12 protein-coding genes and 1 pseudogene are annotated in these 8026 nt (G+C 71.6%); 10 read left to right on the top strand and 3 right to left on the bottom strand.

Annotated features, from left to right (window positions below; genetic code table 11):
* Both C1J01_RS51680 and C1J01_RS53355 read left to right on the top strand, forming a co-directional pair.
* Nucleotides 1-188 (top strand): annotated as a pseudogene (locus tag C1J01_RS51680) (hypothetical protein); the annotation flags it as partial.
* A 57-nt stretch (nt 189-245) separates the two neighbouring features.
* A complete protein-coding gene (locus C1J01_RS53355; protein WP_268958808.1) occupies nt 246-374 on the top strand; it encodes a hypothetical protein in 129 nt (42 codons plus the stop codon).
* A gap of 48 nt (nt 375-422) precedes the next feature.
* Here C1J01_RS53355 and C1J01_RS43750 read toward each other — a convergent pair whose 3' ends face one another.
* Nucleotides 423-1856 carry a xylulokinase gene (locus tag C1J01_RS43750; RefSeq protein ID WP_111184923.1) on the bottom strand — a complete coding sequence of 478 codons (1434 nt, stop codon included), beginning with the start codon at nt 1854-1856 and terminating at the stop codon, nt 423-425.
* Nucleotides 1857-2006: 150 nt separating this feature from the next.
* The gene (locus C1J01_RS43745; RefSeq protein WP_111184922.1) at nt 2007-2195 is read right to left on the bottom strand and encodes a hypothetical protein; all 189 of its coding nucleotides are present in this window, start codon (nt 2193-2195) and stop codon (nt 2007-2009) included.
* Nucleotides 2196-2358: 163 nt separating this feature from the next.
* Between C1J01_RS43745 and C1J01_RS43740 the strand changes: the two genes are divergently transcribed.
* Both C1J01_RS43740 and C1J01_RS43735 read left to right on the top strand, forming a co-directional pair.
* Nucleotides 2359-2868, top strand: coding sequence for a VOC family protein (locus C1J01_RS43740; RefSeq protein ID WP_111184921.1), 510 nt, complete (start codon nt 2359-2361; stop codon nt 2866-2868).
* Nucleotides 2869-2955: 87 nt separating this feature from the next.
* Nucleotides 2956-3198, top strand: coding sequence for a hypothetical protein (locus C1J01_RS43735; protein ID WP_146615945.1), 243 nt, complete (start codon nt 2956-2958; stop codon nt 3196-3198).
* On the opposite strand, the gene C1J01_RS43730 is transcribed toward C1J01_RS43735, so the two are convergent.
* Entirely contained in the window at nt 3195-4478 is a 1284-nt protein-coding gene (locus C1J01_RS43730; RefSeq protein WP_235855059.1) for a TIGR04013 family B12-binding domain/radical SAM domain-containing protein, read from the bottom strand. The two genes, C1J01_RS43735 and C1J01_RS43730, sit on opposite strands and share 4 nt — an antisense overlap.
* Before the next feature lie 40 nt (nt 4479-4518).
* On the opposite strand from C1J01_RS43730, the gene C1J01_RS43725 reads away from it, so the two are divergent.
* From C1J01_RS43725 to C1J01_RS43700, 6 genes are all read left to right on the top strand, one after another.
* Nucleotides 4519-4971: a MarR family winged helix-turn-helix transcriptional regulator gene (locus tag C1J01_RS43725; protein ID WP_111184918.1), complete on the top strand. Its 453-nt coding sequence runs from the start codon at nt 4519-4521 to the stop codon at nt 4969-4971.
* Between the two features lie 115 nt (nt 4972-5086).
* On the top strand, nt 5087-6268 hold the full coding sequence (locus tag C1J01_RS43720) for an MFS transporter (protein WP_111184917.1): 1182 nt from the start codon (nt 5087-5089) through the stop codon (nt 6266-6268).
* Nucleotides 6265-6642 (top strand): VOC family protein, encoded by a 378-nt coding sequence (locus tag C1J01_RS43715; protein ID WP_111184916.1) that lies wholly within the window; start codon nt 6265-6267, stop codon nt 6640-6642. Before C1J01_RS43720 ends, C1J01_RS43715 begins: the two co-directional genes overlap by 4 nt.
* A gap of 3 nt (nt 6643-6645) precedes the next feature.
* Nucleotides 6646-7017: a VOC family protein gene (locus tag C1J01_RS43710; RefSeq protein WP_111184915.1), complete on the top strand. Its 372-nt coding sequence runs from the start codon at nt 6646-6648 to the stop codon at nt 7015-7017.
* Between the two features lie 157 nt (nt 7018-7174).
* Complete coding sequence (locus C1J01_RS43705; RefSeq protein WP_111184914.1) at nt 7175-7396, top strand: hypothetical protein; 222 nt, start codon at nt 7175-7177, stop codon at nt 7394-7396.
* The gene (locus C1J01_RS43700; protein WP_111184913.1) at nt 7393-7818 is read left to right on the top strand and encodes a type II toxin-antitoxin system VapC family toxin; all 426 of its coding nucleotides are present in this window, start codon (nt 7393-7395) and stop codon (nt 7816-7818) included. The genes C1J01_RS43705 and C1J01_RS43700 overlap by 4 nt, the downstream gene beginning before the upstream one ends.
* The last annotated feature ends 208 nt before the right edge of the window (nt 7819-8026 follow it).

The following is an 8026-nucleotide window of genomic DNA, read 5'->3' as shown; positions in this document are numbered from 1 at the left end:
TCACCTACCAGGCCCTCACCCCCGCCGACGACCCCGACCAGACCCTGTTCGTCTACGACACCGAACCCGGCAGCCCCTCAGAGCACGCCATCCGCCTGCTCGCCCACTGGACCGACCGCGAAGCCCACCGCGACCGGCCAAGCACCCCAGCCACCTCCCATCCCCCCAACGGCATGCCGCGACCGTGAACCGCCCACCGGAACGCGGCCGCGTGCCGGAACCACCCGCCGACGGCGTGGGCCGTCTTGGAGCGGTTGTGGGCGGACACCGTCGCGCGGGCGAGAAGCTTCACCGAACGGCGCTCCACCGAGGCGTCGTTCATCGAGACACCGCGGCACCTCAACTTCGCGAGCGCCGCCTGGCTGGGGCCGTAGCGGGCTTCGGCGGTTGATCCGCCGCCGGGGCCCGGCGGGCGGAGGCGGTCAGTCGAGGATGTTCTGGGTGGCGCGGGCGTAGCGGGCGCGGATCTCCGGCAGCGCCTCGCCCTCGTACGTCTCCGTCTCCTCCGAGCGCCACTCCGGCGTCGTCACCAGTGTGGCGGCCTGGTACGCGGCGCCGTTGGCGACGTACTCGGCCGGGGGCGGCACCATGATCGAGACGCCGAAGATCGTCGGGGCGATGCGCCGCACGGCCTCCGACCGGGCCGCGCCGCCGATCAGCAGCACCCGTTCCGGCGTCAGCTTCAGGGCGTCGAGCCCGTCGGCGAGCCCGCAGAGCATGCCCTCGACGGCCGCCCGCGCGAGGTGGGCCGGGGTCGAGGTGGCCAGCGTGAGCCCGTGGAGCGAGCCCGTCGCGGTCGGCCGGTTGGGCGTGCGCTCGCCCTCGAGGTACGGCACCAGCGTGAGCCCGCCGGCCCCGGGAGGCGCCTGCAGCGCCAGGTCGCTCAGCTCGCCGAGCCCGACCCCGGCGATCCGGGCGGCGGCGTCGAGGACGCGGGCCGCGTTGAGCGTGGCCACCAGCGGCAGGAACCGCCCCGTCGCGTCGGCGAACCCCGCCACCGCGCCCGTCGCGTCGGCGCTTGGCGACGGCGCGACCGCGAACGCCGTGCCGGACGTGCCGAGCGACACCACCACGTCACCGGGGCGCGCGCCCACGCCGAGGGCGGCCGCCATGTTGTCACCCGTGCCCGGCGCGACCAGCACCGCGCCCGATCCCCCTGCCACCGCGGCGAACGCCTCCTCCGCCGGCCCCAGCACCCGGGGCAGCAGCGGCACCGCGCCGAATGCCACCTTGAGCAGGTCCGTACGGTAGGCCCCCGTCGCGGGCGACCAGTAACCGGTGCCCGAGGCGTCACCCCGGTCGGTGACCAGCTGCTCGAGCGGCGGCCGGGGCGCGTCCTGCCACGCCTCGACCCCGAACGGGGCCCCGGAGGCGAGCGCGCCCATCAACCGCCAGGTGAGCCAGTCGTGCGGCAGGCACACCGCCGCCGTACGCCGCGCGTTGTCGGGCTCGTGCTCGGCCAGCCAGCGCAGCTTCGTCACGGTGAACGAGGCCACCGGCACCGAGCCGACCGCGTCGGCCCACACCTGCGGACCGCCCAGCTCCGCGATCAGGTCGTCGGCGGCCTTCGCGGAGCGGGTGTCGTTCCACAGCAGGGCCTCGCGGACGACCTCACCGGACTCGTCGAGGCACACCATGCCGTGCTGCTGACCGGCCACGCTCACGGCGGCCACGCCGTCGAGCCCGCCCGCTTCCTCGAACGCCCGCAGCAGCGCCGTCCACCAGTGGGACGGGTGGACTTCGGTGCCGTCGGGGTGGGGTGCGCGGCCCTGTCGCACCAGCGCGCCCGTCTCCGCGTCGCGGATGACGACCTTGCAACTCTGCGTGGAGGAATCGACCCCAGCGACAAGCGTCACGGACGTACTCCTAACAAGTGGTCCGGCACCAGCCGGATGGAATGCCAGAAATGGTATCCGCGCCCGAAACCTCCCCACAGCCCCGCCGGACGGGGCCGATCGCCAGGGGGAGGTTGAGCATGCCTCGATGCTCCCCTGACGATCAGAGGATCACAAGCCCGAGGGATCCCGCCCCACGCTGATCTCCTCGGCGATCTTGCGGATCTCCGTCACCTGGAGGCCGGGAGCCTTGGGCAGCTGGCGTAGCAACGCCTCCATCACCACGGGCACGGGCTGACCGGCGAACCGGCCCGCGATGCCGTGGACCGCCCTGAACAGAGCCTCATCGGTGTCGTGCATCGGCCTCTCTCCTTGGTCGGGGTACCGGCAGAACGCTACGGCCTGCGGGCGACACTTTCAGCGCTTCGGCTCCCGCGTGTTCCATGCCACCCGGCCGGCTCTCGGCGAAGTAGTTGAACACTCATATAGTTGAGCTGAGGAATACCGTCGAAAGGGGCGAACCATGCCTGTCCAGCGACTCAACCACGCGGTCCTTTACGTCCGCGACGTGGAGCGCAGCGTCGCCTTTTACCGCGAGGCCCTCGGCTTCGAGGTCGTCATGGGCATGAAGGGCGCGGCTTTCCTGCAGGCCGCCGGCTCGACGAACGACCACGACCTGGGCCTGTTCGAGATCGGCGCGACCGCGGACCCCTCGCCGGCCGGCCGCACCTCCGTCGGCCTCTACCACCTGGCGTGGGAGGTCGACACCCTGGCGGAGCTGGAGCGCGTGGCCGCCAAGCTCACCGAGCTGGGCGCCCTGGTCGGCGCCTCCGACCACAGCACGACCAAGGCGCTCTACGCGCGCGACCCCGACGGGCTGGAGTTCGAGGTGTCGTGGCTGGTGCCCGCCGCGCTGCTGACCGACGAGATCATCGCCGGTCGCAGCCGCATCCGCCCGCTCGACCTCGACGCCGACAAGCAGCGCTACGGCGCCACCACCCGGGGCGGCGTGGGCGTCTCCCTCCCCGCCTGAGGCACCATGCCGGTCTGAAGTACCTTGGAGGTATCGACCCCCTCCGCCCACGGAGGACTCCACGGCTGACTTCGACGGAGAACGGTCATGCCAAGCGATCCAGATCACGTGCTCGACGCCATCGACGGCGTCGTCGACGAGTGGGAGACGCTGAGCGCGGACGCCATGCGCTGGGCGCCTCCGGAGAACAAGAACCCCACCATCCTGACCGAGGTGAGCGAGATCTTCGGTCCACTGGTCAACGCGTTCTCGCAGGCGTTGCGCCCCGTGGGCGACGCCGTGGAACGCGTGATCGAGTCGTTCGAGCGCGACGACGACCGGCGGCTCTAACCGGTGGTGCGCCGGCGCCGGGCCCGGCGCGGGTAGGCCTTCGCCGTCTCGGCCAGACGGGCGGCGTGCTCGGCCTGCTTGCGCCAGTGTCCGTACGCGTCGCCACGCTGGGCCAGCCGGTCGAGCTCGCTCATGGTCGCGAGCGGGATGAACGCGGGCTCGGCGTCGCGCCACGGCGTGCCGGGCAGCGGCATGAACGTGTGGGTGTGGATGCGCGCGCCAAGGTCGGCCAGGTCGCCGGCCAGCTTGAGCGACTGCTCCTGGTCCTCCTCCGACTCGCCGGGCATGCCGAAGATGAAGTCGACGTTGGGCCGGAAGCCGTGCTCGACGGCGATCCTGACCGCGTCGCGTACGGGAGAGGTGTCGTGGCCGCGCCCGGAGGCGGCCAGCACCCGGTCGGACCCCGACTGGGCGCCGATGATCAGGTTGTCGTTGGCGACGTACCGCTTGAGCAGCCGCATCGCCTCGGGCGTGACGTGCTCGGGGCGCACCTCGGAGGGGAAGCTGCCGAAGAAGACGCGGCCGTGCGGCGGCAGCTCCTCCTTGACGCCCGCCAGCAGCTCCTCCACCTTGCCGAGATCGGGGTCGGGCCCGGGGGAGCCGTACGAGAGCGAGGTCGGGGTGATGAAGCGCACGTCGCGCAGGCCCCTTCCCACCATCTCGCGCACGTGCGCCCGGACGCTGGCGACCGACCGGTGGCGGAACTGCCCGCCGAACATGAACGGCGTCTGGCAGAAACGGCACGTGTAGCGGCAGCCGCGGGTGATCTCGATCGGCCCGCTGCGGCCGGCGAACGACGGGAAGGCGTCGAGCGGCAGCTGCGGCGCCGGACGCGTGCGCAGGGCGACGCCGTCGGCGTCCTTGACCGCCAGGCCCGGCACCGTGGTGAGCGGCTCGTCCTGCTGGAGCGCCTTGACGAGGGAGATGATCGTGGACTCCCCCTCGCCGATGCCAGCGAGATCCCAGCCGGCGTCGATGACCTGCTGCGGCTCGGCGGTGGCGTGCACGCCGCCCGCGATGTGCAGGCCGCGCCCGCCGCTCAGCTCCCTGACCGTGGCCAGTTCGGCGGCCATGGCCTCGGCGTCGGGCGAGTAGAACGACCACAGCACCAGCACGCGGTCGGCGCCGGTGGCGACGATGTGGCCGGCGGTCTCCTCGGGGGTGGTGCCGAGGCGCAGCTCGTGCTCGACCCCCGCCGTGTCGAGGGCGGCGAGCAGCGCATGGACGCCGTACGTCACCGCCTTGCGATATCGGACCACCACACAGACCGCCAGTGCCACGTCCGGCAGCGTAGCCGAGGCGGCCGACTAAATTGACCTCATGATCGGACTGGGGACGTTGATGCGCCACGTCCACGAGCTCATGGACGGCGCCGTCGCCGACGTCTACGCCGAGCACGGCCTGCCGGAATACCGCCCCCGCTTCTCACCCGTGGTCCGCACGCTGGTGGCGAACGGCCCGATGTCGATCGGCGACCTCGCCGCGGCCATCGGCGTGACCCACTCGGCGGCCAGCCAGACAGTGATCCAGATGCGGCGCGGCGACTTCGTCACCCTGGAGCGGGGCGCCGACGCCCGTCACCGCATCGTCCACCTCACCGGCAAGGCCAGGGCGGCGCTGCCCCTCATCGAAGCGGAGTGGGCGGCGACAGAGAAGGCCGTGGCCGAGCTGGACGCCGAGTTGCCCGTGCCGTTGGCGGAGTTGATGACGGCGACCCTGGAGGCCCTGGAACGCCGTCCTTTCCGCGCGCGCATGGGGGACATCGAGCTTTAGACTCGTCGGTATGACCTGGCGACATTGATGCACAACCAGGGGCCGGCGCGGGGCGCGCGGGCCTCCGAGGCGACGCGTACTCGGAGTCCCCATTCGTCCCGCCCTGGAAGGCCTCATGCTTGTCGCGTCGCTTTACGCTTATGCGTTCCTCAGTGAGTTCGTCCTGCTCTACCCGGTGTACACCCTGCTGTTCACCGACACCGGGCTCTCGGTCGCGCAGACCTCGTCCCTGTTCGTCATCTGGTCCGTGACCGGCATGGTCCTGGAGGTCCCGTCGGGCGCCTGGGCCGACGCGGTCTCCCGCCGCCTGCTGCTGTTCCTGGGCCCGCTGCTGGCCGGTCTCGGCTTCGCGCTGTGGATCCTGTTCCCGTCCTACTGGGCCTTCGCCCTGGGGTTCGTGTTGTGGGGCGCCGAGGGCGCCCTGGTCTCGGGCGCGTACGAGGCGCTCTCCTACGAGGAGCTCGAACGACGCGGCCAGGCCCACCGGTACGCGGGCGTCATGGGCCGGGCCACCTCCCTCGGCCTCGTCGCGAACGCGGCGGCGATCGGCCTGGCCACCCCCGTCATGGCGGCCGGCGGTTACCCGGTCGTAGGCGTGGCGAGCGTCCTGGCGTGCGTGGCGTGCGCCTGCACGGCGCTGACGCTTCCCGAGCACCGCTCACCCGGCGCCGCCGGCGAGGGCCGCTACCTCGCGGTGCTCAAGGAGGGCGTCACGCTGGCCCGCGCCGACCGCCGGGTGCTGCACGCGGTGCTGCTGGTGGCGTTCGTGACGGCGATCTGGGGGGCGCTGGAGGAGTACGTGCCCTACCTGGCGGTCGAGGCGGGCGTGGCCAAGACCGCCGTCCCGCTGGTGATCCTGCTGGTCTGGCTCGGCGCCACGGCGGGCGGCCTGCTCGGGGACGCCGCCCGGCGCATGCCGCCGCGCGCGTACGGCCTGATGCTCGCGCTCGCGGCGGCGGCCATGACGGCGGGGGCGCTCAGCGGGCATCCGGCCGGTTTCGTGCTGATCGCCGTGGCATTCGGGGCGTTCCAGCTCGCCGGGGTCCTCGCCGACGCGCGACTCCAGGAGCGGATCACCGGCTCGGCGCGGGCCACCGTGACCTCACTGGCCGGGATCGGCGGCAACGTGGTGACGCTCGGCGTGTATGCGACCTACGGGGCGGCCTCGCCGTACGCCTCGCACGGGGTGACGTTCGCGCTGCTGACCCTGCCGTACGTGCTGGTCGCGCTCTTTTCGATGAGTTCCGGACGGCGGCGTGGTCTGCACATCGAACGAGAGAAAGGAATATCGCCATGACCCGACCCGTCCTCGGCGGCCTGCTGCTGTCCAGCGCCGACCCCGAGCGGCTGCGCGCCTGGTACGTCACCGCCCTCGACCCGGAGCGGAACACCGACGTCGGCGGTTACGGCGTGCTGAAATTCGGGGAGGTCTACCTGTTCATCGACACGCGCGCCGACATCGGGGACAAGAACCCCGAACCCGGCAGGATGATCATGAACTTCAACGTGGACGACGCCCGGGCCGTCGCCGCGCGCATGGAACGCGCGGGCGCCTCGTGGCTGGCCGAGCTGGAAGACCGCGACGGCAGCCTGTTCGCCACCGCGATCGACCCGGACGGCAACTACGTGCAGATCATCCAGCTCAGCGAGGAACACCTGAAGGAGATGTAGACGATGTTCGCGACGACGAAAGCGTTCAGCGGGTTCTCGGTCGACGACGTCGCGGCGGCGACCGCCTTCTACGGCAAGACGCTCGGCCTGCGCGTCTCGGAGGAGCACGGGATGCTCACGCTCCACCTCGGCGGCGGCGGTGACGTCCTCATCTACCCGAAGGGCGACGCCCACGTGCCGGCCACGTTCACGGTGCTCAACTTCCCCGTCGACGACATCGACGGGGCCGTGGACGAGCTGACGGCGCGCGGGGTGCGCTTCGAGCGTTACGAGGGCTTCACCCAGGACGAGAAGGGCATCGCCCGCGGCGACGGCCCACCGATCGCGTGGTTCACCGACCCGGCGGGGAACGTCCTGTCGGTCCTGCAGGAGTGACCCTCTACGGACGTGCGGCGGCCGGCGATCGAGCAGGTCGCCCGCCGCCGGACGGCCGTTCGGATGATCCAGCCCGGCGAGCGGCCGAACCCGGGCAGCAGCGGCATACCGCCGGCGGACGTACAGCGAGGAGTGCACGGTCGTACACTGGCCGACCATGAGCGCCGCGCACGAGGAGCTGCACCGCCTGGTCGATCGGCTGTCGCCCGCCCAGGCCCGCCGCCTCCTGCGGTGGGCCGAGACCGAGCTGGCCGGCCTCCCCCACGACGGGCCCGTACGCCGCCGCCTGTCCATTTCGGGCATCGGGGCGTCCGGTGACGGCCATCTTTCGGAACGGGTCGAAGATCTGCTGGCGGAGCGGTTCAATCGGTCGGTGTGACTGCTGTTCTTCTTGATACAGGACCGTTGATCGCGGTGGTCGACCGCGACGACGAGCATCACGTGTCGTGCGTCCGGCTGCTGCGAACTCTCGACGGGCCGCTGCTGCTCCCGTCCACGGTCCTGATCGAGGCCGGTTGGATCATCAACCGGCAGCTGGGCGCGTCGGTCCACGCCGAGTTCCTCGACCAGGTGACGGACGAGTTCGAGCTGGTCAACCTGATCCCCCAGGACGTCCACCGGATGGCCGAGCTCGTGCAGCTCCACAAGGGCCTCGACGCGGCCGACGCGTCCGTCGTCGCCATCGCCGAACGGCTGTCGATCACCCACATCGCCACTCTCGACCATCGCGACTTCTCCCAGATCCGCCCCCGCCACGTCCCGTCCTTCACCCTCCTACCGGACGTCCTCCCACCGGACTGAGCGGCCTTTTCCGGACCCGCGAGGAGCCCCGGCCGCCCAGCCGCTCCCGCGTCAACGCACTCATCTCCACCGCGAAGATCGGCCGAAGACAAGCCGGGCCTCCTCGATCGCGTCATGACACCTTCTACCGACCTGTGCATAATTGGCGGACCCAACCCGCGATCGACGACTCCGCCCCGCTCATCCCCGATCGGTGAACCCCTTGCGC

This window comes from Nonomuraea aridisoli, assembly GCF_003236395.1.
In the GTDB taxonomy this organism is placed as follows: domain Bacteria; phylum Actinomycetota; class Actinomycetes; order Streptosporangiales; family Streptosporangiaceae; genus Nonomuraea; species Nonomuraea aridisoli.
Note: the sequence above shows the minus strand (reverse complement) of the source record. Positions and strands in the feature narration are given on the sequence as shown.